Annotated in this window: 23 protein-coding genes; 18 read left to right on the top strand and 5 right to left on the bottom strand. The window is 46.1% G+C overall.

Features of this window, described 5'->3' with window-relative positions:
* Window positions 1-23 precede the first annotated feature (23 nt).
* From NE638_RS01995 to NE638_RS01975, 5 genes are all read left to right on the top strand, one after another.
* Entirely contained in the window at window positions 24-1319 is a 1296-nt protein-coding gene (locus tag NE638_RS01995) for a homoserine dehydrogenase (RefSeq protein ID WP_021652282.1), read from the top strand.
* A 211-nt stretch (window positions 1320-1530) separates the two neighbouring features.
* Window positions 1531-3072: a 2,3-bisphosphoglycerate-independent phosphoglycerate mutase gene (gpmI, locus tag NE638_RS01990; protein WP_015527007.1), complete on the top strand. Its 1542-nt coding sequence runs from the start codon at window positions 1531-1533 to the stop codon at window positions 3070-3072.
* 258 nt (window positions 3073-3330) lie between these two features.
* Window positions 3331-4683, top strand: coding sequence for an MATE family efflux transporter (locus NE638_RS01985; protein ID WP_173745719.1), 1353 nt, complete (start codon window positions 3331-3333; stop codon window positions 4681-4683).
* Window positions 4684-4810: 127 nt separating this feature from the next.
* Window positions 4811-6445, top strand: a complete 1635-nt coding sequence (locus NE638_RS01980) for a L,D-transpeptidase family protein (protein ID WP_243113434.1) — start codon at window positions 4811-4813, stop codon at window positions 6443-6445.
* 82 nt (window positions 6446-6527) lie between these two features.
* The gene (locus NE638_RS01975; protein ID WP_015527011.1) at window positions 6528-6827 is read left to right on the top strand and encodes a DUF3784 domain-containing protein; all 300 of its coding nucleotides are present in this window, start codon (window positions 6528-6530) and stop codon (window positions 6825-6827) included.
* A gap of 106 nt (window positions 6828-6933) precedes the next feature.
* On the opposite strand, the gene NE638_RS01970 is transcribed toward NE638_RS01975, so the two are convergent.
* Both NE638_RS01970 and NE638_RS01965 read right to left on the bottom strand, forming a co-directional pair.
* A complete protein-coding gene (locus NE638_RS01970) occupies window positions 6934-8292 on the bottom strand; it encodes an MATE family efflux transporter (RefSeq protein WP_173745747.1) in 1359 nt (452 codons plus the stop codon).
* Between the two features lie 2 nt (window positions 8293-8294).
* On the bottom strand, window positions 8295-8915 hold the full coding sequence (locus NE638_RS01965; RefSeq protein ID WP_129974537.1) for an HAD family hydrolase: 621 nt from the start codon (window positions 8913-8915) through the stop codon (window positions 8295-8297).
* Between the two features lie 304 nt (window positions 8916-9219).
* Between NE638_RS01965 and sfsA the strand changes: the two genes are divergently transcribed.
* From sfsA to NE638_RS01950, 3 genes are read left to right on the top strand one after another with little or no spacing between them, the layout of a single operon-like run.
* Complete coding sequence (gene sfsA, locus NE638_RS01960) at window positions 9220-9900, top strand: DNA/RNA nuclease SfsA (protein WP_129974536.1); 681 nt, start codon at window positions 9220-9222, stop codon at window positions 9898-9900.
* 12 nt (window positions 9901-9912) lie between these two features.
* The gene (gene mutY / locus NE638_RS01955; RefSeq protein ID WP_059085368.1) at window positions 9913-10968 is read left to right on the top strand and encodes an A/G-specific adenine glycosylase; all 1056 of its coding nucleotides are present in this window, start codon (window positions 9913-9915) and stop codon (window positions 10966-10968) included.
* Window positions 10965-11981: a glycosyltransferase family 2 protein gene (locus tag NE638_RS01950; RefSeq protein ID WP_118752574.1), complete on the top strand. Its 1017-nt coding sequence runs from the start codon at window positions 10965-10967 to the stop codon at window positions 11979-11981. Before mutY ends, NE638_RS01950 begins: the two co-directional genes overlap by 4 nt.
* A 25-nt stretch (window positions 11982-12006) precedes the next feature.
* Here the strand turns inward: NE638_RS01950 and NE638_RS01945 are convergent, their stop codons facing one another.
* A complete protein-coding gene (locus tag NE638_RS01945; protein WP_129974534.1) occupies window positions 12007-12696 on the bottom strand; it encodes a phosphatase PAP2 family protein in 690 nt (229 codons plus the stop codon).
* A 73-nt stretch (window positions 12697-12769) separates the two neighbouring features.
* Window positions 12770-13702, bottom strand: a complete 933-nt coding sequence (locus NE638_RS01940) for a diacylglycerol/lipid kinase family protein (RefSeq protein WP_173745718.1) — start codon at window positions 13700-13702, stop codon at window positions 12770-12772.
* A 180-nt stretch (window positions 13703-13882) separates the two neighbouring features.
* On the opposite strand from NE638_RS01940, the gene NE638_RS01935 reads away from it, so the two are divergent.
* The 6 genes from NE638_RS01935 (at window position 13883) to NE638_RS01910 (ending at window position 20166) form a co-directional block, all read left to right on the top strand.
* A complete protein-coding gene (locus NE638_RS01935; RefSeq protein ID WP_148447401.1) occupies window positions 13883-14557 on the top strand; it encodes a response regulator transcription factor in 675 nt (224 codons plus the stop codon).
* A 153-nt stretch (window positions 14558-14710) separates the two neighbouring features.
* Window positions 14711-16906: a DNA topoisomerase III gene (locus tag NE638_RS01930; RefSeq protein WP_173745717.1), complete on the top strand. Its 2196-nt coding sequence runs from the start codon at window positions 14711-14713 to the stop codon at window positions 16904-16906.
* A 48-nt stretch (window positions 16907-16954) separates the two neighbouring features.
* Window positions 16955-17401, top strand: coding sequence for a DUF6483 family protein (locus tag NE638_RS01925; protein WP_015527020.1), 447 nt, complete (start codon window positions 16955-16957; stop codon window positions 17399-17401).
* Window positions 17401-18072 carry a YkgJ family cysteine cluster protein gene (locus NE638_RS01920; protein WP_173745716.1) on the top strand — a complete coding sequence of 224 codons (672 nt, stop codon included), beginning with the start codon at window positions 17401-17403 and terminating at the stop codon, window positions 18070-18072. The genes NE638_RS01925 and NE638_RS01920 overlap by 1 nt, the downstream gene beginning before the upstream one ends.
* A 79-nt stretch (window positions 18073-18151) precedes the next feature.
* Window positions 18152-19051 (top strand): LysR family transcriptional regulator, encoded by a 900-nt coding sequence (locus NE638_RS01915; protein WP_015527022.1) that lies wholly within the window; start codon window positions 18152-18154, stop codon window positions 19049-19051.
* Window positions 19052-19377: 326 nt separating this feature from the next.
* Window positions 19378-20166: a shikimate kinase gene (locus tag NE638_RS01910; RefSeq protein ID WP_021652296.1), complete on the top strand. Its 789-nt coding sequence runs from the start codon at window positions 19378-19380 to the stop codon at window positions 20164-20166.
* Between the two features lie 141 nt (window positions 20167-20307).
* Here the strand turns inward: NE638_RS01910 and NE638_RS01905 are convergent, their stop codons facing one another.
* Complete coding sequence (locus NE638_RS01905) at window positions 20308-21216, bottom strand: LysR family transcriptional regulator (RefSeq protein ID WP_021652297.1); 909 nt, start codon at window positions 21214-21216, stop codon at window positions 20308-20310.
* Window positions 21217-21502: 286 nt separating this feature from the next.
* On the opposite strand from NE638_RS01905, the gene NE638_RS01900 reads away from it, so the two are divergent.
* From NE638_RS01900 to NE638_RS01885, 4 genes are all read left to right on the top strand, one after another.
* Entirely contained in the window at window positions 21503-22342 is an 840-nt protein-coding gene (locus tag NE638_RS01900) for a sugar phosphate isomerase/epimerase family protein (protein WP_022426446.1), read from the top strand.
* A 113-nt stretch (window positions 22343-22455) separates the two neighbouring features.
* On the top strand, window positions 22456-24381 hold the full coding sequence (locus NE638_RS01895; protein ID WP_015527026.1) for an FAD-dependent oxidoreductase: 1926 nt from the start codon (window positions 22456-22458) through the stop codon (window positions 24379-24381).
* Between the two features lie 144 nt (window positions 24382-24525).
* A complete protein-coding gene (gene aroE / locus NE638_RS01890) occupies window positions 24526-25407 on the top strand; it encodes a shikimate dehydrogenase (RefSeq protein WP_173745715.1) in 882 nt (293 codons plus the stop codon).
* Between the two features lie 5 nt (window positions 25408-25412).
* Window positions 25413-26612, top strand: a complete 1200-nt coding sequence (locus NE638_RS01885) for an MFS transporter (protein WP_173745714.1) — start codon at window positions 25413-25415, stop codon at window positions 26610-26612.
* Window positions 26613-26692 lie beyond the last annotated feature (80 nt).

Below are 26692 nucleotides of genomic sequence, written 5' to 3'. Positions count from 1 at the left end.
AAACGGAAAGGGGACATCAGAAAATGAACGAAAAAGTCGTAAATGCGGCCCTTCTTGGTCTCGGAACAGTAGGAACCGGTGTATATAAAGTGATCAAAAGCCAGGAGCAGGAAATGACAGCCAAGCTTGGATGCCAGGTAAAGATCACAAAGATCCTGGTGCGTAACCTTGAGAAAGCGTCCGGGAAGGTAGACGATCCTTCTGTTCTTACAACAGACTGGGCAGATATTGAGGGAGATCCTTCCATTGATATTGTGATCGAGCTGATCGGCGGCATCGAGCCGGCACGTACTTATATCCTTGCAGCACTGAAAGCCGGCAAGAACGTTGTAACTGCAAACAAGGATCTGATCGCAGTCCACGGAAAAGAGATCCTGGAAACTGCCAGGGCAGCGCAGAAGGATTTTCTGTTTGAGGCAGCAGTTGCCGGAGGAATCCCGATCATCAGCCCGTTGAAGAACAGTCTTGAGGCCAACCATGTAACGGAAGTTATGGGAATCGTAAACGGAACTACGAACTTTATCCTTACCAAGATGTCCCAGGAGGGAATGGAATTTTCAGATGCTCTTGCTCTTGCTACAGAACTTGGATATGCAGAGGCAGATCCTACTGCAGATATCGAGGGAATTGATGCTGGAAGAAAGGTTGCCATCCTTGCATCAGTTGCCTTTAATTCCAGAGTTACCCTTGATAATGTTCATATAGAGGGAATCACAAAGATCACGGCAAAGGATATCCGTTACGCAAAAGAAATGGGTTGCGAGATCAAGCTTCTGGGTGTTGCACGCTGTCAGGAGGACGGCGTTGAGGCCTATGTCTGCCCGATGCTGATCCCGGCAGAGCATCCCCTTGCATCCGTCAATGATTCTTATAATGCGGTTTTTGTACACGGAGATGCAGTAGGAGATACCATGTTCTACGGACGTGGAGCAGGTGAGCTTCCTACAGCAAGTGCGGTTGCCGGTGATGTATTTGAGGTAGTCCGTAATATGAAGGCAGATTGCTGCGGAAGAGTAGGCTGCACCTGCTATAAGACACTTCCGGTAAAAAATATGGCAGATACCCATAACCGTTATTTCCTCCGCCTGCAGGTAGAGGACCGCTGCGGTGTGCTGGCTGAAATCCTGGAGCATTTTGCAAAATATCAGGCAAGCGTGGCACAGATCATGCAGAAAGAAAGCAAGAGACCGGATACCGCAGAGGTTGTTGTGATCACCAAACTTGTAAGCGAGGGCGCTTTCTTTAAGGTTAAGGAAGAACTGGAAAACAGCGCATCTGTAAGAAAGATTTCTTCTATGATCCGTGTATACCAGAAATAATATCTTTCGCGTAAATTTACAGATCAGCCGTATCAGTTGTCGGGAAATTGAAAACAGACAAATTTTTGTCAAAGAAAACGTTGCAAAATTTCTGGATTTTGGTACTATATAAAATGGAAAACAAAAGAATCCTGAATGGTACAGAGGGTTTCAGAATCAGTGAAGAGCTGTGCCGGACAGATTTTCGATCAAAGATAAGAAGGGGAAAATTATGAGCAAAAAACCAACAGTTTTAATGATCCTTGATGGATACGGACTCAATGACAGACATGACGGAAATGCTGTATATGAGGCAAAAACACCGGTTATGGACGGACTCATGAAAGATTATCCGTTTGTAAAAGGCAATGCCAGCGGCCTTGCGGTAGGTCTTCCGGACGGACAGATGGGTAACTCCGAGGTTGGTCATATGAACATGGGCGCAGGCCGTATCGTATACCAGGAGCTTACAAGGATCACAAAAGAGATCCAGGACGGCGATTTCTTCAAGAATGAGGCACTTCTTTCTGCTATGAAGAATGCAAAAGACAACGATTCCGCGATCCATTTTATGGGACTTCTTTCTGACGGTGGAGTACACAGCCACAATACACATCTCTACGGACTTCTTGAGATGGCAAAGAGAGAGGGACTCAAGAAAGTTTACGTACACTGTTTCCTGGATGGACGTGACACACCGCCTGCATCCGGTAAAGAGTTTGTAGAGCAGCTGGAAGCTAAAATGAAAGAGATCGGCGTTGGCGAGATCGGTGTGATCTCCGGACGTTATTATGCAATGGATCGTGATAACCGCTGGGATCGTGTTGAGCTTGCATATAAAGCTCTTACACAGGGCGAAGGCGTAAAGGGAACAGATGCTGCAGCAGCAGTTCAGGCTTCCTATGATGATGACAAGACAGATGAATTTGTGCTTCCGACTGTTATCGAGAAGGACGGCAAACCGGTTGCAACTATTTCTGATAAGGATTCCGTTGTATTCTTCAACTTCCGTCCGGACCGTGCAAGAGAGATCACAAGAGCTTTCTGTGATGACGATTTTAAGGGCTTTGAGAGAGCAAAGAGACTGGATACCACATTCGTATGCTTCACAGAGTATGATGATACCATCCAGAATAAGCTGGTAGCATTCCACAAGGTTCTTCTTCACAATACCTTTGGTGAGTACCTTGCAGCTCACGATATGACACAGGCACGTATCGCCGAGACAGAGAAATATGCACATGTTACATTCTTCTTCAACGGTGGTGTTGAGGAGCCAAACAAAGGAGAGGACAGAATCCTTGTAAAATCCCCGAAGGTTCCGACCTACGATATGCAGCCGGAGATGAGTGCACCGGAGGTTTGTGAGAAGCTTGTAGAGGCGATCAAATCTGACAAATATGATGTGATCATCATCAACTTTGCGAACCCGGATATGGTTGGCCATACAGGTGTTGAGGCAGCTGCGATCAAGGCTGTTGAGACTGTTGATGCGTGTGTTGGTAAGGCTGTAGAGGCAATCAAAGAGGTTGACGGACAGCTCTTTATCTGCGCTGACCATGGTAACGCAGAGCAGCTTGTAAATTATGAAACAGGTGAGCCATGGACAGCTCATACAACGAACCCGGTACCGTTTATCCTTGTAAACGCAGATCCGAAATACACACTTCGTGAGAACGGATGTCTTGCAGATATCGTTCCGACTCTGATCCAGCTTATGGGTATGGAGCAGCCGAAGGAAATGACAGGAGAGTCTCTTCTTGTTGAGAAATAAATAAGCTTCACGGAATCCCGGCAGATTTTTACGGATCTGCCGGGATTTTTTCATCCGATTGTTTCTGTTTCCACATATGAAAAAAATTTTCAAAATCATCTTGTAAAATCATTCCATTTCAACTATAATCCCTCTGATACATAAAAACAGGTAACTTTTGAGCAACTGTAAAGTTACAGAAAGAATAATAAAAAGAATAACAAAAAGCAGCACAAAGTTTAGGAACGATCAAATTAAATGGGGGGGAAAAAAGATTTCATGAAAACAGACATGACACAGGGAAAACCGATAAAAGTGCTCCTGGGATTTACGATCCCGGTATTTATTGGTAATGTATTTCAGCAGTTCTACAATATGGTAGATGCGGTGGTTGTAGGAAAATTTGTAGGAACAAAGGCACTGGCGGCAGTTGGCTCAACAGGAACTATCATCTTTTTGATCATAGGCTTTCTTCTGGGACTTACTGCCGGTTTTACCGTACTGACTGCACAGAAGTACGGTGCGGGAAAAATGGATGAGATGCGTCAGACCGTGGGAAATGCACTGATCCTGACAGCGCTGATCTCGGCAGTGATGACAGCAGTCAGCATGACAGGTATGCATGCACTTCTGAAATTTATGCATACGCCGGATGATATTTTCAAGGATGCATATGCTTACGTTATGATCATCTGCGGAGGGATTTTTGCCCAGGCATTATATAATATCCTGGCCAGTATCCTCCGTGCACTGGGAAACAGTAAGGTACCACTGTATTTTCTGATCTTATCTGCAATGCTGAATATTGTGCTTGACCTTGTATTTATCATCGTGTTTAAGCTGGGAGCGCCTGGAGCAGCCTGGGCTACCATTATTTCCCAGGGAGTTTCAGGAGTCTTATGTCTGGTATATATCTGGAAGTTTGTGCCGGAGCTCCGTATGAAAAAAGAAGACTGGTATTTCAGATGTAACCTCGCAGCCAAGCAGATCGGTGTGGGAATCCCAATGGGACTGCAGTATTCCATTACGGCGATCGGAACCATGATGGTACAGTCAGCCTTAAATATGCTTGGCTCTTATGCGGTGGCGGCGTTTACAGCAGGAAGTAAGATCGAGCAGATCTTCACCCAGGCATATGTGGCACAGGGAACTGCCAGCGCTACCTACAATGCACAGAATATCGGAGCCGGAAAGCTTGAGAGAGTGCGGGAAGGCTTCCGGGCTTCGCATTTTATAGGAATTGTATATTCTGTTGTTGTTGGTAGTTTTCTGTTCTTTGCGGGAAAATATTTTGCATATCTGTTTATCTCAGATAACATTGAAGAAGTGCTTCCTATGGTAGCAATCTATGTAAAATGTGTGGCACTGTTTTTTATTCCTCTGTATTTTGTCAATGTACTGCGAAACGGGATCCAGGGAATGGGATATGGTCTTCTTCCTATGATGGCCGGTGTGGCTGAGCTTGCAGGAAGAGGGATCACCGCTACCATTGCAGCCGGAAAAAGCAGCTATATCGGTACCTGTCTTGCAAGTCCGGTGGCCTGGATCTTTGCGTCAGTGCTCCTTTGGGTAATGTATTTCTATGTTATGAAAGATATGGCGCGGAAGCTGTACGGTACAAATAAGTTATAAAAAAACCGTGAAATGAGATGCAATTTCCGGAAAGTATGATATAATGAAAAAGCTGGTGAGTAAGACCAGAAAGTATCAATGGAAAGATGCCTTTTTTAAAGGCACATGAACATAGAGGTGAATAAATATGAGCAACGATGAAAAGAGGGATATCGAGGACAGGATCAATGATGCCATGGCAAAGATCGTCAGTGATACTGCAGGAGAGCCTCAGCCTGAAAATAAAAATAACAGATCAGCTGCTCACAAGTCGGCACGACCTTCGAAATCAGCAAGGCCAAGGAAGATCACCTACGTACCTATCGATGAATCTGAATTTGAACCTATTGTTATACCCGAAAAGAAAAAGCATAAGGCACTGAAGGTAACCGGAATGATCGCCGCCATGGTTTTGGTAGTGGCAGGCTGTGCATATGCAGGAGTATCTTATTATTACACCAGTCATTTCTTTGAGGGCACAACGATTAACGGGATCGACAGCTCCAACAGGACTGCATATGAGGTTGAGCAGGAGATCGCAAAAAAAATGGAAGGCTATTCCATCCAGGTAAAGGCCAGAGATCAGGAACCGCAGACTATAGAAGGAACGGATATCAGTTATCGTTATATATCCAGTGGTGAAGTTCTGAAGCTTTTGAAAGCGCAGAAGCCCTATGAATGGGTGAGAGGATTTTTTGAAAAGACGACTTACACAGCCAGTGAGCAGACAGCTTTTGACAAGTCAAAGCTGGAGTCAGAAGTGAAAGCACTGAACTGTGCCCAGAAAGAGAATCAGGTAGCACCGGAGAATGCGTACGTAAGCTTTAATGATTCCGAGTTTACGATCGTGCCGGAGACAGAGGGAAGTGAACTGAAGGTAAAAGAAGCCTATCAGATGATCAGTGATGCTATCAGCAGCGATGACGGGGAAGTAGATCTTGGCAGTAACCCAGATGCTTATGTGAAAGCAGATGTGACCAGCGACAGTGCAGATCTGCAGGCAACGGTGGATGCATATAATAACTTTGCGAGGGCAAGTATCACCTACACATTTGGAGATGAGACAGTAACACTTGATGGAAGCACCATCAAGAACTGGCTGCAGTTTGACGAAAAGGGCCAGCTGATCCAGGATGATGCATCCTTCAAACAGCATATCGTGGATTATGTGGCACAGCTTGCAGCGGATCATGATACAGTAGGTACAGAGCGTCAGTTCCAGACAACAAGCGGAAGAACCGTTTCGGTTTCCGGTTCTGCATATGGCTGGAAGATCGATCAGGACGGAGAGGTGGCACAGCTTACCCAGGAGATCCAGTCCGGAGCTCAGACGACCAGAGAGCCGGTTTATTCCATGAGAGCCAATTCTTATGGTGTGAATGATCTGGGAAATACCTACATTGAAGTGGACCTTACAGAACAGTATATGTGGTATTATCAGGATGGAAATGTGATCTTTGAATCAGATATCGTATCCGGACTTGCAAGTGATCCGGAGAGAAAAACACCTCCTGGAATCTTCACCTTGTACTATAAGAAGAGCCCGGATGTGTTACGTGGCACCAAGAAACCAGACGGAACCTATTCCTATGAACAGCCGGTAACCTACTGGATGCCGTTTAACGGAGGCATTGGATTCCATGATGCAGACTGGCAGCCGTACTTTGGAGGCGACCGGTATCTAACCGGAGGTTCCCACGGCTGTATCAATATGCCGCCGGATAAAGCGGGAGAGCTTTACAACATTATCCAGTATAATGTTCCGATCGTCTGTTTCTATTGATCGGATCTGTAGTCAAAAAACAAACAGGAGCCAGCCGGTGATCCGGTGTGTGGCTCCTGTTCTTTAGCAGGAGGAAAATATTATGTTTGATCAGTCATTCAGCTTTATACTTACAATCGCAGCACTGGTAGTAGGATTTATGCTTTTTACCGGACACGGTTCCTTTTTTATGAAAGGCGGAAACACACAGGCCAGAGCCCAGAAGTATGATGAGAAAAAAATGGAAAAGGTTTCAGGAATCTGTCTGATACTTATCGGAGTGGCTACAGGAGTTGACGCATTTACCACAAGTGTAGCAGCAAAGATCGCCTATGTAGTAATTCTGTTTGTGATACTTGCGGTATTTCTGTTTGTACTCAGAACAAAATGTATCAAAAAATGATCAGAAGTATCAGAACTATCCTTTAGGTAAAAAAGCAGAACTCCCCGTGAAACGGTAACCTGTCTGATCAGGCTCCGGTATCCGCGGGGAGTTTTTCTGTCTGTATTTAGTTTAATTTCGTTCGGCTGGTCTGCCGGAATGTCAGAGTAAAGATGATTCCCTTTACGATGGAAGTAAGGGAAAGTGCCCACCAGATACCATTAAGTCCCATTCCCGCATGAGTCAGCAGCATGGCAAGCGGGATTCTGGCCCCTGTCAGGATAATACTGATGATACTGCAGAGCTTGGTCATACCAAGGCCGGACAGTGCACCGATGGTCATCAGCTCAATGGACATGAAAGCCTCACAGAAGCCGATGATGATCAGGTAATTTACAGAAATCCCAAGGGATTCCGGATCATGGAAAAACAGTCCGGAGATCGGGCGTGGGAGCAGCACAAAGGCTGCAGTTATGATAAGGCCCCAGATTGTCAGGATACCAAAGGAAATACGGTAGCCCTGGCGGATGCGGTCGTATTTTTTTGCACCGAAATTCTGTGCGGTAAAAGCATTTAAGGCAGAGGCAAAGCCGTCCGCGGTGTTCCAGGAAACGGATTCGATCTGTCCGCCCACACGCTGGACAGCAATGGCAGCAGCACCGAAGGCGGAAACCATTCTGGTCAGTACCATGGAGATCATACAGTAGAGCATGCTCTGGATAGCGGTTGGAAAACCAATGCGGAAGATATTTTTATAAAATTTTCCCGGAAAACGTGAAAAAAGATGAAGTTCACGAAGTACATTTGTTTCCAGCCCGGAAGTAAAGATCCGGAAAACCAGCACTGCAAAAACCAGAAACTGTGCAGTTACTGTGGCAATGGCAGCACCTAACGTTTCAAGCCGTGGAAAAGGTCCAATGCCAAGGATCAGGAGCGGATCCAGGAGCATATTTCCCACAAGTCCAAGAAAATTGGCCATCAGCGGAGATCTGGAATCTCCCTGGGCTGTAAAAAGTCCGGTGAGAGTCAGGTTCAGGAAGGAAAAAATGATCAGTCCGCAGGTGATCAGCATATAAGATCTGGCAGAAGAATATGCTTCCGGGTCTGTCAGATTAAAAAATCCGATCAGAGGATCAAGAAATATAATACTTGCTGCAGAAAATAAGAGACCGAACAGAATGGTCATCTGCAGGGCACTGGCCGCGTAGGAACGTGCCTCTTTATAATCCTTCCGGCCGCAGGATTGTGCGGTGTTTACCTGTCCGCCCATTCGTGGAAGGGCTACCAGTCCCTGGGAAAGCCACACATACATGCCGCCCACACCGACACCGGCAACTGCCTTGGAGCCCAGAAGCCCGATCCAGGCCATGTCTGTGATATTATAGGCAGTTCCAAGAAGGGAAGATGCCATGATAGGAAGAGCAAGCTCTGAAAGCGTTTTCAGGATCGGACCGGAAGTAAGGTCTATGGATTTTGATCTTTTCATACTCATCTGCATATCTCCGTAAGGTCAAAAGGCCTGGTGATCCGGTAATCCGGTTTATCCACCTGACCGAAACCGTATTCAGCAAAGATAAAAGGAACTCCTGCTTTCCGGCAGGCATTAAAGTCTCCTATAGTATCACCGATATAAACCGGATCGGAAAGATTATTATCCTCGCGGATCTTCATGATATTTTCCGCTTTGGCCATGCCGGTGTCACCGGGACAGAGATGGCCCTTGAAATAGTGTCCGAAGCCTGTGGATTTCAGGAACACTTCAATATATCCGGCCTGGCAGTTACTGACGATAAAAAGAGGAAAACGGCTGGAAAGAATCTTCAGTGTTTTCTCAAGATCCGGATACAGCGGAGCACATTTGCGAAGCAGTGCCTCGTGCTCTGCCTGGCAGCAGCCGTCGATGATACGAAGCTGTTCTGCTTCCGGAAGCTCAGGGAAAAGAGCCTTTGCGATATCCGGCAGCAGCTGGCCGAAAAGCCCCATCAGTCGTTTGGCGCTTACGTCGGTATCCATGTGCTCCGTATGGATAAGGTAATCACTCCAGGCCTCAGCTACGATCCCGGTGGAATCCCAGAGCGTACCGTCAACATCAAAAATAACACTGTCCATCAGAAAAACCTCCCCAAAAAACTATGATATGTAAAAAAAAACAACCCTTTGTACTGGACATAGTACAAAACAAGTTACTGTTCACTCCGTTCTCAGCAATACGCTTCGCGATGCACAGAATTTATGCTAATCGCATAAATTCGTGCGGTATGTCTCGGGTTTTCTGTGACCTTCGCTCACAAAAAACACCTCGCAGAATATTACCAGTGAACAGCTATCAAAACAATTCTATATGAGAAAAGAAAAAAAAGCAACTGCGCTTTTGAAGATTTTATGTTATAGTAAGGGTTACGAGGGAAAAACTATGAATTATAAGAATACGATCAGAGGTATATTCAAAGACAGGCCGAACCGTTTTATCGCTCATGTGCAGATCGGAGATCAGCTGGAAACGGTCCATGTGAAGAATACAGGCAGATGCCGGGAACTTCTTGTTCCGGAAGCAGAAGTGATCCTGGAAAAGAGTGATAATCCTGCCAGGAAAACGAAATACGATCTGATCAGTGTGAACAAGGAGGGCCGCTGGATCAATATGGATTCCCAGGCCCCAAATAAAGCAGCAGAAGAGTGGGTGGCGGCCGGAAATCTTTTTCCGGAGAAAGTGACTGTCAGGAGAGAAAAGACATACGGAAATTCCCGTTTTGACCTGTATGTGGAATCCGGGAAGCGAAAGGCTTTTATCGAGGTAAAAGGCGTCACTCTGGAAGAAAATAATATCGTGCGCTTTCCGGACGCACCTACAGAACGGGGGATCAAGCATCTCTGTGAGCTGATGCATGCAGCAGCTCACGGCTATGAGGCGTATCTTCTTCTGGTGATCCAGATGAAGGATGTAAGGTATTTTGAACCAAATCGGGAGACACATCCGGAATTTGGAGAAACACTTAAGACGGCAGCAGATGCCGGTGTTCACATCCTGGCCTATGACTGTGCTGTCACGGAAGATTCCATGAAGATCTGTGATCCGATACCGGTAAGATTATAGAAAGGAAACGATATGCCTGAAAACATTGCAGAACCCCTTCTGAAATGGTACGATAAAAACAAAAGGATCCTGCCCTGGAGAGATAAAGACAATGCCTATTATACCTGGGTATCTGAGATCATGCTCCAGCAGACCCGAGTGGAAGCGGTGAAACCTTATTTTCAGCGCTTTATCCAGGAACTTCCGGATGTAGCAGCCCTTGCGGCGGCACCGGAAGAGAGGATCATCAAGCTGTGGGAAGGCCTTGGCTATTACAGCCGTGTCCGCAACATGCAGAAAGCGGCTGTTCAGGTCATGGAAGAATATGGAGGCAGGATCCCTGAGGATTTTGAGACACTTCTCTCGTTAAAAGGAATAGGAAGATATACGGCAGGTGCCATTGCGTCCATTGCCTACGGAAAGAAAGTCCCTGCAGTAGATGGAAATGTGCTGCGGGTATACGCAAGACTCACCGAAAACCGTGGAGATATTATGAAACAGTCTGTACGGAAATCGGTGGAAAATGATCTTACAGAGCAGATGTCTGAGGACAGACCAGGGGATTTCAACCAGGCTATGATGGAGCTGGGAGCTGTAGTCTGTGTTCCAAACGGAGCAGCAAAGTGCGAAGAATGCCCGCTGGGGCATTTTTGCCTTGCCAGAAAGCATGGAACTGTAGAAGAACTTCCCGTAAAAGCACCGAAGAAAGCCCGCACCATAGAACAGCGAACGGTCCTTGTGATCCAGGATGGAGCAGGTACAGCGATCCGTAAACGTCCGGATACAGGACTTCTGGCAGGCCTTTATGAACTTCCAAATGTGGAAGGACATCTGACGGAGAAGGCGGCACTTGCCCGGGTAAAAGCCATGGGGCTGGAACCACTGCGGATCGAAGCACTGCCGGATGCGAAGCACATTTTTTCCCATATTGAATGGAGGATGTGTGCTTATCGTATCGCTGTATCCTCTCTGGAAGAAGCACCGCAGGGGGAGTTCCTGTTTGTGGATAAGAGAGAATCCGATAAAAAATATGCAATACCATCTGCGTTTCGCGCATACACCAGATATATGAAGGAGGAAAACTCATGAAACTTTTGAGCGTAGCAATACCATGCTATAATTCAGAGGCTTATATGTCAAAATGCATCAATTCCCTGCTGATCGGAGGAGAGGAAGTGGAGATCATCATTGTAGATGATGGCTCCAGTGACCGTACTGCCGAGATCGCAGATGATTATGCCGAGAAATATCCAACTATCGTAAAAGCTATACATCAGGAAAATGGCGGCCATGGACAGGCAGTCAACACAGGAATCAAAAACGCAACAGGACTTTATTTCAAGGTTGTGGACAGTGATGACTGGGTAAATCAGGACGCCTACTATGAGGTCCTGAAAACACTTTATGAACTGACACGTGGGGCTGAGACCGTGGATCTTCTCATCAGTAATTTCGTTTATGAGAAGCAGGGAGCTACCCGCAAAAAGGTCATGCAGTACAGACACTGTTTTCCGACAAACCAGATTTTCGGATGGGATGAGGTACGCCACATGAAAAAAGGCCAGTATCTCCTTATGCATTCCATGATATACCGTACAAAACTTCTCCATGACTGTGGAATGGAGCTTCCGAAGCATACGTTCTACGTAGATAACCTGTTTGCGTTTGAGCCGCTTCCCTATGTAAAAAATCTCTATTATCTGGATGTAAATTTCTATCGATATTTTATTGGAAGAGATGATCAGTCTGTCAATGAGAAAGTGATGATCAAGCGTATCGATCAGCAGATCCGTGTAAACAAACTGATGGTGGACGCCTATCTGAAGGCTAATGTGAGCAACCGCAGACTTCGTGCTTATATGTTCAGCTATCTGGATATCATCACAACCGTTTCTTCGATCATGCTGGTAAGAGCTGCAACGCAGGAATGCCTGGATAAAAAACAGGAGCTGCAGGATTACATCAAAGACCAGAATATGGGACTGTATCGGAAGCTTCGGAGAAGTCTCTTCGGAAGGGTGTCCAATCTTCCCGGAAGAGGTGGAAGAAAGATGTTTGTGGCAGCTTATAAGATCTGTCAGAAGTTTTATGGATTTAATTAAAAAAAAGCCCCCAACGGGGCTTTTTTTATAAATTCTGTTCCGGCTTCTTCTTGCGCATATTGGATAGGGAGCGCTGTTCCTCGTAATCCTCCACTCTCTGTGGATAGAACAGGAGATGTCCGAACAGTGCCAGTGTGGTACCAAGACATACATCGATCACGGAGTGCTGCTTGATAAACATGGTGGACAGGATGATCAGAACAGAAAGGATCAGGGCTCCTCGCTGAAGCCATTTCCTGTCTTTCAGTGCCTGGCAGTGATGAATGGCAAAATAAACAGCCAGGGAATTAAATACATGGATACTTGGCAGGATGTTGGTGGGAGTATCTGTCCGATAGAGCTCGGCCACCAGTCGTGTAAAGATGTTGCTTCTGGGGAATACCGCAGGGCGGAGATACTGAACGTTCGGATAGATGTAGGAAACAACAAGGAAAACCGTCATTCCCATCATCAGGTTGAAGATCAGCTGGAAATATTCCTTTTTATTCTTATTGCGAAACAGGAAATACACAACCGTTATTACCACATATGGAAACCATAAAAGGTACGGAATAATAAAAATCTCGCAGAACGGGATCATATCATCAAAAACAGTATGTACAACATGGTAGGCTCGTACAGGCCGCTGCTCCAGATATCCAAACAGGATAAGATAGGCAACGAAATAGATTGCTATGATAAAACCGTGCCTGTATTTTTTTATTTTACTCAACATTTTGCCGCTCCTTTTCTTGAGGTATGGCTGATGTCAGCCTTAAGCTTCTTTTTTGTTAAGTATCTACCTGCTACTATAACACAGGCATTATGATTTTTAAAGGTTTCTTTTCAATGGTCACAGAAAATTCACGCTGGATTCCGCCGGATTCTCCGTCTTTATGCACAGGAAGGGAATGGGCACTTGTAATATGTACGTTCCTGCACTGTAAAATATGTACACCGCGAATGCGGGTATGTCTTCCCCAGAGAGCGCTCGGCAGGCAGAAAAGCATTTTCAGCTTGGAGATTCCTTCAATAACGATCACATCCAGTAAACCATCCTCCGGACTGGCGTTTGGACAGAATTTAAAGCCTCCGCCTTCATATTTCTGGTTCATTACAGCCGCAAACCAAGTCCTGCTGAAGGTTTGTGGCTTGTTCCCGTCAAGTGTTATCGTGACCGGGGACGGAGTAAGGAAGAGAAATTGCTTCAGTGCCACCATAAGGTAGATGAGTTTACCCATATGGAGACGGTTGAGAAATTTTTTGCCAGGTGTGATCAGGACTTCCTGACAGATTGCCGCATCGTAGCCCATTCCTGCACTGATGCCGAAACGGTAGGAATGGCTGCCAAGGTGGAGAACAGGAACATCCATGGAAATGGTCCGTCTGTTCTCAAGGATAGAGCGAAGCGCTTCAAAAGGATCAAAGGGCAGGCCCATACTGCGGCAGAAATCGTTGCCGGACCCGACCGGGATAAATCCGAAAACAACCGAAGACAGATCAATGATCCCGGTAAGTACTTCATAAATAGTGCCGTCACCGCCTACTGTTACCAGAGTTACCGGATCCTCCGGTGTTCCGGCGGCACTGATCCTTCGTGCCAGTACTGTGGCGTGTCCCACATATTCTGTGAGAAAATACTGATATGAGATCCCCTGACTTTCCATGATGCTGCGAAGCCGGTTCCAGACATTACGTCCCTCACCGGATCTTGAATTGGGATTCACAATAAAAGAATACATAATAAAAAACCTCCAAACAACTCTCTGCTTTATCATAACATTGACGTTCGGCTTTTACAAATTAAAATTTCTTAAGGATTTCTATATTTTACATAAACTTAACCTTTTTTCTATGTTGGATTTTACGAATGCACTTTATACTTGCACGTATCAGATGAAAAATGAAGCTGGAGGAAAATTATGATATATCTTGTGGAAGATGATGAAAGTATCCGTGAACTTGTTGTATATACATTAAACAGTCAGGGTCTGGAGGCACAGGGTTTTGAACGGCCATCACTTTTCTGGAAAGCGCTGGAAAAAGAACTGCCTTCACTGGTGCTTCTGGACATTATGCTTCCGGAGGAAGACGGACTGTCTATTTTAAAAAAAATCCGTATCCGTCCGGATGTGCGGAAACTTCCGGTGATCATGCTTACTGCAAAAGGAAGTGAGTTTGATACCGTGGTAGGTCTGGACAGCGGTGCAGATGATTACATTCCGAAGCCGTTCCGCATGATGGAACTGATCTCCAGGGTACGTGCCCTTCTTCGGAGATCAGAGGACAATGGCGCAGAGGAGTATCGTATGGAAAATCTTTATGTATGTCCGGGAAGACATGAGGTAACTGTTGATCAGGAGCCTGTGAATCTGACACTGAAAGAATACGAGATGCTTTGTCTCCTTCTGAAAAACAGTGGTACGGTTCTTTCCAGAACACAGCTTTTAAATCAGATCTGGGGATATGAATTCGACGGGGAGAGCAGAACCGTAGATGTACATATCCGTACCCTTCGCCAGAAGCTTGGCTCGGCAGGAGATCTGGTGGAAACAGTTCGTGGAGTGGGCTATAAGATCAGTGGAAAATGTGCATGAACAGCTGCTGAGAGTAATATGAAAGTAAAGAGCATTTCGACGGAAAAAGGCTTCGGCCCTTTTCTGGACGAAGTGCTTTTTTCATGCTATAATAATTGAACCCCGGAGCCATTAGGAAACAGGCTCCAAAGAGTAAGAGGTGAAAGAAAAAATATGAAATCATTAGTAATTGCGGAGAAGCCATCCGTTGCCAGAGACATTGCCAGAGTCCTCCACTGCAGTCAGAAGGGGAACGGAACCCTGGAAGGAAAAGACTATGTAGTGACCTGGGCTCTGGGACATCTGGTAACACTGGCAGATCCGGAAGAATACGATAAAAAATATACCAAATGGGAGCTTTCCACGCTTCCCATGATGCCGGAGAAAATGAAACTGGTGGTGATACGCCAGACCTCCAAGCAGTACAATGCGGTGAAAACCCAGCTTTACAGGAAGGATATCGGGGAGATCATCATTGCCACAGATGCCGGACGTGAGGGAGAACTGGTAGCAAGATGGATCCTTGCAAAGGCAGACTGCCATAAACCTATTAAGCGTCTGTGGATCTCATCCGTAACGGACAAAGCAATCCGTGACGGCTTTGCCCACCTTAAAAACGGCCATGATTATGATGATCTTTACCGTGCGGCACAGGCCAGGGCGGAGGCGGACTGGCTGGTGGGAATGAACGGGACCAGAGCGCTGACCTGTAAATATAATGCCCAGCTTTCCTGCGGACGTGTGCAGACCCCCACCCTTGCCATGATCGCAAGAAGAGAGCAGGAAATCCGGGAATTTAAGCCGGAGGATTATTACGGGATCACTCTGCAGGCGGGAAATGTACGCTGGACCTGGCGTGACGGAAAAAGCGGAAGCCTCCGCACCTTTAAGAAGGAGCGTGCCCAGGAGATCCAGACAAAGGCAGGAAAAAGCAGCCTTACCATAACAAAGGTTTCCAGAAAGCCGAAGAAGACCTATGCGCCGGGGCTTTATGACCTGACCACTCTTCAGAGAGAAGCCAATCAGAAATACGGCTTTTCTGCAAAGGAAACTCTGAATATCATGCAGAGGCTCTACGAGAATCACAAGGTCCTTACCTACCCAAGAACGGATTCCAGGTATATCGGAAAGGATGTCGTTCCTACCATTAAAGAACGTCTTCAGGCATGCGGAACCGGCCCCTACCGGAAACTTGCCGGAGCTCTTGCCAATAAACCAGTCCAGGCCAATGCAAGTTTTGTAGACGATAAAAAAGTCAGCGACCATCATGCTATCATTCCCACAGAACAGTTTGTACAGCTGGATCATATGACAAACGAGGAGCGGAAGATCTACGATATGGTTGTGCGTCGTTTCTTAAGTGTTCTGTATCCGCCGGCTGTTTATGAGCAGGTTAATATGGAAGGAACAGCAGCAGGAGAGACTTTTGCAGCAAGCGGACGTATTGTAAAAAGTGCCGGATGGAGAGAAGTCTATGAAGGAGGCTGGCAGGATGAGGAAGAAGAGGATTCATCGGATAAGCTGAAAGACCAGCAGCTTCCGGAGCTTACGGAAGGCCAGAAACTTACCGTGGAATCCGCATCCCTTACAAACGGAAAAACAAAACCACCGGCCAGATTTACAGAGGCCACACTTCTTGGTGCCATGGAAAATCCGGTTCATTTTATGGAAAGCCACGACAAAAAAGCGGCAAAAACCCTTGGTGAGACCGGTGGACTTGGAACGGTAGCCACAAGAGCGGACATCATCGAGAAGCTTTTCAACAGCTTTATGATGGAAAAAAGAGGCAATGAGATCTACATTACCTCCAAGGCGAAACAGCTTCTGGAGCTGGTTCCGGAAGAACTGAAAAAGCCGGAGCTTACCGCAGACTGGGAGATGAAGCTCAGTGATATTGCAAACGGAAAGCTCCGTCAGGATAAATTCCTCACAGGGATCCGTAAATATGCCTGTGAGATCGTAGATGAGATCAAAGGCGGACAGGGAACCTTCCGCCATGACAATATGACAAACAAGAAGTGCCCCAATTGCGGCAAACATCTCCTGGCAGTCAACGGAAAGAATGCCAAAATGCTGGTGTGCGAGGACCGGGAATGCGGATACAGAGAGACAGTATCCAGGACCACCAATGCGCGCTGTCCGAAATGCCATAAGCGTATGGAGATGCTTCTGAAGGGAAAAGAAGAGACCTTTGTATGTCAGTGCGGCTATAAAGAAAAGCTTTCATCCTTCCAGGCAAGACGAGCCAAAGAGGGTGCAGGTGTGAATAAGCGTGATGTGCAGCGTTATCTTAAGAAACAGCAGAAAGAGGCCAATGAGCCGGTGAACAATGCATTTGCGCAGGCGTTGTCAGGAATTAAACTGGATTAAATAAATTGCCTGTCCAGATATCCGGGGTTCGGATGAGCGGAGGACCGGATGCAGATACGTCGGTCGGAGAAATGTGTCTGGCAGAACAGGACAGCAGAAAGAGAGGAAAACGATTTGGGATTACAGGATGACAGAATGTCAGGAAATATTCAGGATATCGCAAGACTGATCACAAGACTTCTTCTTAAGGGAGATATGCCGCAGTATACACTTCCTGCAGCAGAGGCAGATTATACAGAGGCAGACCAGCTTTTTAAGAAGGTTATCGGACTTGCTGATGAGGGTGACATCAACGGAGCGGAAAATGAGCTTCTTATGAACATGGAGGAAGATGATCCGGATTATCTGGAGCTTGCCCTTACCTTTTATCTGCATCTCAATGATATGGACGTAGATTACTTGGATGATCACGATTATTCCAGGGAGGAGATCCTGGACGGGTTGAAAAGCCTGGCTGAGGACTGGGGAGTTACAGGACTGGAGGCACTTGTCTGATGCGGCGGGAGGTTACACTGGAGGAAATTTCCGACGGTCGTTTATACGAGGCAAATGACATGGTAAAGGCAGACTGTCAGGATTGTAAGGGCTGTTTTGACTGCTGTACGGGAATGGGAGATTCTGTTGTACTGGATCCGCTGGATGTATGGCGGTTAAGTCAGGGACTTCACTTAAGTGTGGACCAGTTGCTTGCCGGAAAAATAGAGCTTGGCGTCACAGACGGAAATATTCTGCCGCATCTTAGGATGACAGGGGCAGAGGAACGATGTGTATTTCTGGATGGCAACGGAAGATGCTCCATCCACAGCTTTCGTCCGGGCTTCTGCCGTTTGTTCCCGCTGGGAAGATACTATGAGGACGGTGGTTTTAAATACATCCTTCAGATCCACGAGTGCAAAAAGACCAGCCGCAGTAAGATCAAGGTCCGGAAATGGGTAGATACTCCGGATTTTCGAAATTACGAAAAATTTGTCTGTGACTGGCATTATTTTCTTCTGGATGTCCAGTCGGTTCTCTATGAGAGCGAGGACAGTGATCTGATCCGAAACCTGAACATGTATGTGGTAAACCAGTTTTACAGGAAGCCTTATGATGAGAAGCGGGATTTTTATGAGCAGTTTTATGAGAGACTTGCGGCGGGAAAAGAACTCCTGAGCCTTGGAGTGTGAAACAGACCAGGCAGCGAGGTGTCTGAGCTTACCTGCCTGAAAGTCTCTCGCGCGGAGGAAAGAAAGGATTTTTTGACATATGAACTTAAATCAGCTCACATATTTTGTGACTCTTGCCCAGATCGAAAATTATACCAGAGCAGCCAAGAGGCTGGATATAACCCAGCCAAGCCTGAGCCATGCGATTTCCAACCTTGAAAAGGAACTGCAGGTCCCACTTTTTGAGCGTCACGGAAGAAATGTGACCATGACCAAATACGGGGAAATGTTTCTGAAATATGTGCAGGACTCCTTACATATCCTGAATCTTGGTGTGGAGAGGATACAGGAAGCGGCAAGGATTCCGGGAGGAAGTATTTCCATCGGGTATATCCATACCCAGGGACGCAGATTTATCCCGGAGCTTGTCCGGGGGTTCCTTAATGAACAGGAGGGGAAGAAGATTGATTTCCGTTTTCAGAATGCAGCTACCGGAAGTCTGATCCGGGGTCTGAAGGAAGAGAAATTCGACGTGATCTTCTGTTCCCGGGCAGAGGGCGAGAAGGAGATCAGCTTTGTGCCGGTGTCAGAAGAAAAGCTGGTGGCTGTAGTGCCTGAGAACCATGCTCTTGCAGACCGAAATTCAGTGACCATAAAAGAGCTGGGGCAGTATCCGCAGGTGACCTTTACCCCTGCAAGCGGACTGTATTTTGTGATCCGGGAGCTTTTCGAAAAGGAAGGACTTTCACCGGAGACGGCCTTTGAGGTAGAAGAGGATGGTGCACTGGCAGGTATGGTGGCGGAGGAATTTGGTGTAGGCATTGTGCCGGATGTACCGGTGATCCATACACTTCCTGTGAAAATCTTAAATATTGAGAATCTGCACTGCCGTCGTTACATATACATGGGAATGATGAAAAACCGGTATCCAAGTGCGCTTGTGGAGCAGTTCCGGGATTATATATACAAGCATTACCGGATCTATGAAGTGATACAGTAGAATCTTGGTGATAAAATTTCTGTAAAAAATCTCTGCTTCTGTAATAGGGCGGAGATTTTTTTGACACAGATCCTGGCGTGAATACTATAGCAATTCCATAAATTACTGCAAACAATTCAGTCCATCATAGCGTGAAGTCTTGCGTCAGATATCTTTGCCGTGCCTAAAAATTATAAAAATAATCTATAGATCACATGCGTAAATTCAATGAAAATTTGGGTTGAGATAAAAATGACCAGTTGGTATAATAAGGACAGATACTTGATTTAAAGTGATAAAGTGATGACGGAAATCCGTAATAAAATGAACGAAGTAAAGGAGATATTATGAACCAGTTAGAAGTATTAAGAGAAAGCCTTGGACAGTGCGATGAGATCATCCTGGACGCACTCCTTATGAGAAACAGGATCGTAGAGGACATCATGGTATACAAGGAAGCTAACGATCTTCCGGTACTTCAGCCGGAACAGGAGGCGAAGCAGAAAGGATGGCTGGAAGCCAGAATGGAAGGCAGACGTCATAAGAAAGAGGTCAATGATGTTTTTGCAAGCATCACACAGAACAGTAAAAGAATCCAGTCCAGAAATCTTTTCAATTATAATATCTTCCTGATCGGATTTATGGGAGCTGGTAAATCTACGATCTCCGACTATCTGAAGAATGTTCTTGCCATGGATGTTGTGGAGATGGATCAGTGTATCGTGGAGAGACAGGGAATGAGCATTTCCGATATCTTTGAGACTTACGGTGAAGAGTATTTCCGTGAGCTCGAGACAAATCTTCTGATCGAGATGCAGTCCAGATCTAATGTTGTAGTATCCTGTGGCGGTGGTGTTCCGATGCGGGAGCGCAATGTTACCGAGATGAAAAAAAATGGCCGTGTTGTACTTCTGACTGCAAAGCCGGAAACGATTCTGGAACGTGTAAAGGATAATCATGACCGTCCTTTACTTGAGAACAACAAAAATGTTTCATTTATCGCTGATCTGTTGGAAAAACGTCGCGCGAAATATGAGGCAGCAGCAGATATAGTTGTTGAGACAGACGGAAAGAGTGAGCTTGAGATCTGCGAGGAGCTGATCCACAGACTTCGTGAGGCAGAGGCAAATAAATAACTGCTGATCATAAAACAGAATAGTTTTACATATAAAAGGGACAGCTGTCCGATAAACCGTACAGAAACAGAACGGAGATCGGACAGCTGTCCTTTATGATATAAAAGATCCGGACCATATATTTGCAGATGAACAGATCGTTTAATTGGTCTTATAAAAAATCTCCCTCGAGGTTTCCTCGATCACAAATTTTTTAAAGGCTTCCACGACCGGCGGATGGTATACATCCTTCAGCATGGCCATGTAGAAATTCCGCTGCCAGCTTGGAGAGACAAGGGGCAGGATCTTAAGGTTCAGAGAGTGAAGGATCGGGATATCCGGTGCAATGCAGATGCCGAAATCATTGGCAACAAACCCTGCGGCAACCTGATCCTCATCGATCTCAAAAGCCACATCCGGGTACTGACCGATGCTCTTAAATAACTGGTCAATGATCTGGCGGAGACCGCTTCTCTTCTTGAAGATGATCTGCTTGTATGGAAGCGTTTCCTCCAGATGGATCTCGGATTTCTCAGCAAGAGGATGTTCCGGCGGAACGATGACGACCAGATCCTGCTTGGCAACCGGAATAAATTCGATCAGTGGTTCGTCGTCAAATTTGGAACAGAAGCCGATATCGTATTTCTTCTCTTTCAGTCCGGTGAGGATATCGCCGGTAAGAACCTTATCACAGAACAGATTGAAATGGATCTGTTTTCCCTTATTGGCATTAAGAAAGCTGCGGATGATCTTTGGCATAAAGTCAACACCCAGAGTTCTGAGAAAAGCCACATCGATCTGTCCTTCTCCCTTTCCTGCAAGCTGGAGACCGTTTACGGAGGAATCCAGCCGGTTCAGGGTTTGTTCCACATCCTCCAGAAAAGACTTGCCATATTTGGTGAGAGAAACATTCCGTCCGTTTTTTTCAAATAATTTCACTCCAAGCTCTTCCTCCAGAGAAGAGATCGCGTGACTTAGGCTGGGCTGTGTGATGGCCAGAACATCCGCAGCTTTTGTATAATGTTCCAGATGAGCCAGTGTCACGAAATAGCGAAGATGATACAGATTCATTTTTCAATACTCCTTTCGTAAGTTTATCTGAATGTTTTACTTCGAACAGATCCCCGGTAAGTCTGACAGACATAAGAGATTTGCCGGGCCGTATGCAGTGACGGCGGCAATACGGCTGAATATGTTTTATATAGTATAACATGATATATTGATAAAATCTATGGATTCTCCTGGTACAATCAATTTGTTTTGTATTTAACAAAGTTATATAATGCTTATAGAAAAAAGATACAAAATAATTTAAAAAAAACAAATAAAATTATTAAAATTTTCAGGAGGAATTATCATGTCAAAAGAATTTCCAATCACAATCAGTTCCTGGACACTGGGAGATCAGTGCAAATTTGAGGACCGTGTAAAAGCTGCCAAAGAGGCTGGCTATGAGGGAATCGGCCTGAGAGCAGAAACCTACGTAGATGCCCTGAATGAGGGACTTTTCGACGAGGATATCCTGGCGATCCTGGATAAATATGACATGAAGGTAACAGAGGTTGAGTACATCGTGCAGTGGGCAGAGGAGCATCGTTCCTATGAGCAGAAATACAAAGAACAGCTCTGCTTCCATATGTGTGAATTATTTAACGTAAAACAGATCAATTGCGGACTGATGGAGAACTATTCCGTAGAGTACACAGCACAGAAGCTTCGTGAGCTTTGCCACAGAGCAGGCAAATACATCATCGGTGTTGAGCCAATGCCATACAGCGGAATCCCAGATGTGAAAAAGGGCTGGGCTGTTGTAAAAGCTGCTGACTGCGAGAATGCGAAACTGATCCTTGATACATGGCACTGGGTAAGAGCAAACCAGCCGATCGAGCTTTCCGTACTTGAGGGAATCCCGGCAGACAAGATCGTATCCATCCAGATCAACGATGTATGGGAAAGACCATATGCAACAACGATCTTAAGAGATGAGTCCATGCATGACCGTCTTGCTCCTGGAACAGGAATCGGAACAACAGTACCGTTCGTAAAAATGATCAAAGAAAAAGGCATCAGACCAAATGCCATCGGCGTAGAGGTTATCAGCGATGCAAACCTTGAAAAGGGTATCGAGTATGCTGCAAAACATACATATGAGAACACAAAGAAGGTACTGGAAGAGGCTTGGCCGGAAGTACTGTAATTAATATAAGAAACGAATATTTCAGACGGGCCCCTGTTTCCGACGTCATACCGGTGACAGGGCGTTACCATGAAAGAAACAAAAAGATTGTTTCAAAGGAAAGGAGAACGCATATGAAATTCAATGCGATGTTTCAGCCGATCGAGATCGGTCCTATGACAGTAAAGAATCGTTTTGTTGTTCCGCCAATGGGAAATAACTTTGCAAACACAGACGGAACAATGAGTGAGCAGTCCGCTGCATATTACAGAGAAAGAGCAAAAGGTGGATTTGGTCTGATCACCATCGAGGCTACTGTAGTTCACAAGGGCGCAAAGGGCGGCCCGCGTAAACCATGTCTTTATGACGACTCTACGATCGAGAGCTTCCGCAAGGTTATCGACGGATGTCATGCAGAAGGAGCAAAGGTGTCCATCCAGCTTCAGAACGCAGGTCCGGAAGGAAATGCAAAGAACGCAGGAGCACCGATCACAGCAGCAACCAGTATCCCGTCAGTGTGCGGCCGTGATATTCCGAAGCAGCTTACAACTGAGGAAGTTTATGAGCTGATCAAAGGCTACGGTGAGGCAGCAAGAAGAGCAATGGAAGCAGGAGCAGATGCTGTTGAGATCCATATGGCACACGGTTATCTGGTAAGTACCTTCCTTTCTCCGAGAACAAACAAGAGAGTGGATGAGTTTGGCGGATGTTTTGAGAACCGTATGCGTTTCTCCCGTCTGATCATCGAGGAAGTTAAAAAAGCAACACAGGGAAAAATTGCAGTTCTTGCAAGAATCAACTGTGCAGATGAGGTTCCGGGAGGACTTGATGTCCACGACAGTGCAGCAATCGCAGCATATCTGGAAAGCTGCGGACTGGACGGACTCCATGTATCCCGTGCCGTTCATATCAAGGATGAGTTTATGTGGGCACCGACTGTTATCCACGGTGGATTCTCTGCAGCAGAGGTTGAGGAAATCAAACGTGCGGTAAATATCCCGGTGATCACAGTTGGACGTTATACAGAGCCACAGTTCGCAGAACTGATGGTAAAAGAAGGAAGAGCAGACCTTGTAGCATTCGGACGTCAGAGCCTTGCAGATCCGGCTATGCCGAAGAAAGCACAGGAAGAGCGTCTTGAGGATATGACTCCTTGTATCGCCTGTCTTCAGGGCTGTGTTGCAAACATGTATGCAGGAAATCCGGTATGCTGTCTGACAAACCCGTTCCTGGGTCATGAGGCAGAGCCGCTTGAGAAAGCGGAGGAGCCGAAGAAGGTTATGGTTATCGGTGGCGGTGTTGCAGGACTTTCCGCTGCATTTATCGCAAAAGAGAGAGGACATGAGGTAACGCTTTATGAGGCAGGAGATGTTCTCGGCGGAAACATGAGACTTGCTGCATATCCGCCGGGAAAAGGTGACATCACAAACATGATCCGCAGCTACATCCATCGCTGTCAGAAGGATGGCGTTAAGATCGTGATGAACTGTGAGGTAACTCCGGAGCTTATCAAAGAAGAGAAGCCGGACAGCGTGATCATTGCCACCGGTTCCAAGACTCTGATCCTTCCGATCGAGGGAATCGACAATCCGGCTATCATCCACGGCTCTGACCTTCTGGATGGCAAGAGAGCAGCAGGCAAAAAGGTTCTCGTTGTCGGCGGTGGAATGGTTGGATGCGAGACAGCTGCATTTTTAGGCGAGCAGGAGCATGATGTAACTGTTATCGAGTTCCGTGATACCGTAGGTGCAGACGTGATCCACGAGCACAGAGTATATCTGATGAAGGATTTCGAGGACTACGGAATCAAGGAGATCACCGGAGCAAAGGTATGCAAATTCTATGAAGACGGTGTAGAATATGAGACCGCTGACGGAGTACGTCACGAGTCAAGAGGATATGATTCTGTGATCCTTTCCATGGGATTCCGCAACTACAATCCTCTGGAAGAGAAGATCAAAGACCTTGTACCTGAGACACATGTGATCGGAGATGCTATCCGTGCAAGACGTGCACTGGATGCAACAAAAGAGGCTTATGAGGTAGCTTCCAGGATCTGATCTGCCAGTCGCTGATCGTATTGATACAAAAGAAAATAACTATCCGATAAACCGGACAGTATAAAGATTAAAAAGATGGCCCGACAGACATCGGAGAAAAATAATCCGGTGTCTGTCAGGGGAAAATGCAGGAGGTAAAAAGAAATGGAACAGAGAATTAAAGGAACAACTGGTTTACTTGCACTGATCGGAAGCCCTGTAGGACATTCCGGATCCCCGGCTATGTACAACTTCAGCTTCCAGTACCATAACCTGGATTATGCTTACATGGCATTTGATATCAAAGAGGATCAGGTTCCGGCAGCTCTTGATGCAATGCGTCTGTTCAAAATGAGAGGCTGCAATGTAACCATGCCTTGCAAGAACAAAGTAGCTCAGTGTGTAGACGAGCTTTCACCGGCAGCAAAGATCATCGGCGCTGTAAACACCATCGTAAATGAGGATGGAAAACTTGTTGGACATATCACAGACGGTATCGGATTTGTCCGCAATCTGAAAGAGCACGGTGTTGATGTAAAGGGTAAAAAGATGGTAGTCCTCGGAGCAGGCGGTGCAGCTACAGCCCTTACTGTACAGTGTGCCCTTGACGGAGCTGCATCCATCGCGATCTTCAATCCTGACGATCCATTCCTTGACAGAGCAAAAGGAACTGCTGAGAAGCTTGCAAAAGAAGTACCGGACTGCAAAGTAAGCGTATATTGCCTTGACGACCAGGACAAACTGAGAGAAGAGATCGCAAACGCAGATATCCTCGCGAACGGAACACTTGCAGGAATGAAACCACATGATGACATCACACTGGTTGATAAATCCATGTTCCATAAGGAGCTTGTTGTTGCTGACTGCGTATACAATCCGGCCGAGACAAAGATGGTAAAAGAAGCAAAAGAAGCAGGCGTGAAGCTTGCGGTAGGCGGAAAAGGAATGCTTCTGTGGCAGGGTGCAGCATCTTACAAGCTTTACACAGGTCTTGAGATGCCGACAGATGAGTACCAGAAATTTCAGGCTGAGAACGAAGGGAAATAAGAAAAATGAGCCAGACAGGTAAGAAAAATTTAGTGATTACTTCTATCGCGCTGTATTTTACATATTTCATCCATGGAATCGGAGCTTCCATCATGGGTCAGTACAAGCCGGAGCTTGCTGCTCACTGGGGAGCAAAGGCTTTAAGTGATGGAACTATGGATGTCAGCATGGTAGTATCTGTAATTGCCGCACTTGGACTTGGAAGACTGATCTCTCTTCCGTTTTCCGGTCCCCTGTCCGACAAATTCGGACGCAGATTAAGCGGAATCATCGGCGTGATCTGTTATGCAGCATACTTTATGGGAATCGCATTTGCTCCGTCTATGGGAGTTGCCTACGCCTTTGCCATTGTAGGCGGTATCGCAAACTCCTTCCTGGACACCTGCGTAAGCCCAACATGTATGGAGATTTATGTAAACAATCCTTCTGTAGCGAACCTGTTTACAAAATTCTCCATGTGTATCAGCCAGTTTCTGCTTCCATTCCTCATCGGATTTGTAGTAGCGGCGAATATGTCCTACAGAACCATCTTTATTGTTGCAGGTGCTGCGATCTTTATCGATGGAATCCTGATCCTGTTCCTGCCATTCCCGGAGAGAAATACAGCAGGTACAGTAAAGAAAGAAAAAGCAAAATTAAAGATCACTCCTGCAGCTCTTGCAGCAATCCTCATCGGATTTACAAGCTCTTCTACATTCATGCTGTGGCTGAACTGTAACCAGGAGCTCGGAAAGCTTTATAACTTAAGTGATCCTTCCAAGATCCAGTCATTCTATGCAGTAGGAACCTTTGCAGCAATCCTGTGTTCCTCTGTATTTATCAAAAAAGGACTGAAGGAGATCAATATCCTGATCATTTATCCGCTGATCTCTTTCATCATGCTGGGACTTTGCTACTTTATCCAGAATCCGACAATCTGTCTTATCGGTGGATTTGTGATCGGTTTTGCAGGCGCAGGCGGTGTGCTTCAGCTGGCTGTTTCCACAACTGCGGAGTTCTTCCCGGAAAACAAGGGAACTGCAACATCCATGGTCATGATCGCATCCAGCGTTGCGAACTACACCATTCTGACATTGGCCGGCTACATTACAAAGACTGCCGGAACCAGTGCTCCGAGAATGATCCTGCTTCTCAATATGGCAGTGACATTCATAGGAATCCTTCTTGCACTGTTCGTTAAGATGAACCGTGGAAAAGAGGCTTGACTGAATCAAGGAAATCCCTTGGGGTGAATATCCGTTTGACTACAGTAAAAAAAGTGAATCATTGTATGGATACAGACAAA

The sequence above is a fragment of the Blautia sp. MSK.18.38 genome, from assembly GCF_024460535.1.
Classification (GTDB): Bacteria; Bacillota; Clostridia; order Lachnospirales; family Lachnospiraceae; genus Blautia_A; species Blautia_A fusiformis.
This window is presented reverse-complemented; position numbering and strand designations above follow the sequence as displayed.

What these genes read in the sequence shown, in the direction of transcription:
- NE638_RS01975 (WP_015527011.1), top strand. Translation starts at nt 6,528, where the DNA reads ATGTTTGATCAGTCATTCAGCTTTATACTTACAATCGCAGCACTGGTA.
- NE638_RS01895 (WP_015527026.1), top strand. Translation starts at nt 22,456, where the DNA reads ATGAAATTCAATGCGATGTTTCAGCCGATCGAGATCGGTCCTATGACA.
- NE638_RS01925 (WP_015527020.1), top strand. Translation starts at nt 16,955, where the DNA reads ATGCAGATACGTCGGTCGGAGAAATGTGTCTGGCAGAACAGGACAGCA.
- NE638_RS01905 (WP_021652297.1), bottom strand. Translation starts at nt 21,216, where the DNA reads ATGAATCTGTATCATCTTCGCTATTTCGTGACACTGGCTCATCTGGAA.
- mutY (WP_059085368.1), top strand. Translation starts at nt 9,913, where the DNA reads ATGCCTGAAAACATTGCAGAACCCCTTCTGAAATGGTACGATAAAAAC.
- NE638_RS01885 (WP_173745714.1), top strand. Translation starts at nt 25,413, where the DNA reads ATGAGCCAGACAGGTAAGAAAAATTTAGTGATTACTTCTATCGCGCTG.
- NE638_RS01985 (WP_173745719.1), top strand. Translation starts at nt 3,331, where the DNA reads ATGAAAACAGACATGACACAGGGAAAACCGATAAAAGTGCTCCTGGGA.
- NE638_RS01900 (WP_022426446.1), top strand. Translation starts at nt 21,503, where the DNA reads ATGTCAAAAGAATTTCCAATCACAATCAGTTCCTGGACACTGGGAGAT.
- NE638_RS01950 (WP_118752574.1), top strand. Translation starts at nt 10,965, where the DNA reads ATGAAACTTTTGAGCGTAGCAATACCATGCTATAATTCAGAGGCTTAT.
- NE638_RS01965 (WP_129974537.1), bottom strand. Translation starts at nt 8,915, where the DNA reads ATGGACAGTGTTATTTTTGATGTTGACGGTACGCTCTGGGATTCCACC.
- NE638_RS01940 (WP_173745718.1), bottom strand. Translation starts at nt 13,702, where the DNA reads ATGTATTCTTTTATTGTGAATCCCAATTCAAGATCCGGTGAGGGACGT.
- aroE (WP_173745715.1), top strand. Translation starts at nt 24,526, where the DNA reads ATGGAACAGAGAATTAAAGGAACAACTGGTTTACTTGCACTGATCGGA.
- NE638_RS01945 (WP_129974534.1), bottom strand. Translation starts at nt 12,696, where the DNA reads ATGTTGAGTAAAATAAAAAAATACAGGCACGGTTTTATCATAGCAATC.
- NE638_RS01980 (WP_243113434.1), top strand. Translation starts at nt 4,811, where the DNA reads ATGAGCAACGATGAAAAGAGGGATATCGAGGACAGGATCAATGATGCC.
- NE638_RS01930 (WP_173745717.1), top strand. Translation starts at nt 14,711, where the DNA reads ATGAAATCATTAGTAATTGCGGAGAAGCCATCCGTTGCCAGAGACATT.
- sfsA (WP_129974536.1), top strand. Translation starts at nt 9,220, where the DNA reads ATGAATTATAAGAATACGATCAGAGGTATATTCAAAGACAGGCCGAAC.
- NE638_RS01995 (WP_021652282.1), top strand. Translation starts at nt 24, where the DNA reads ATGAACGAAAAAGTCGTAAATGCGGCCCTTCTTGGTCTCGGAACAGTA.
- NE638_RS01920 (WP_173745716.1), top strand. Translation starts at nt 17,401, where the DNA reads ATGCGGCGGGAGGTTACACTGGAGGAAATTTCCGACGGTCGTTTATAC.
- NE638_RS01915 (WP_015527022.1), top strand. Translation starts at nt 18,152, where the DNA reads ATGAACTTAAATCAGCTCACATATTTTGTGACTCTTGCCCAGATCGAA.
- gpmI (WP_015527007.1), top strand. Translation starts at nt 1,531, where the DNA reads ATGAGCAAAAAACCAACAGTTTTAATGATCCTTGATGGATACGGACTC.
- NE638_RS01910 (WP_021652296.1), top strand. Translation starts at nt 19,378, where the DNA reads ATGAACCAGTTAGAAGTATTAAGAGAAAGCCTTGGACAGTGCGATGAG.
- NE638_RS01970 (WP_173745747.1), bottom strand. Translation starts at nt 8,292, where the DNA reads ATGAAAAGATCAAAATCCATAGACCTTACTTCCGGTCCGATCCTGAAA.
- NE638_RS01935 (WP_148447401.1), top strand. Translation starts at nt 13,883, where the DNA reads ATGATATATCTTGTGGAAGATGATGAAAGTATCCGTGAACTTGTTGTA.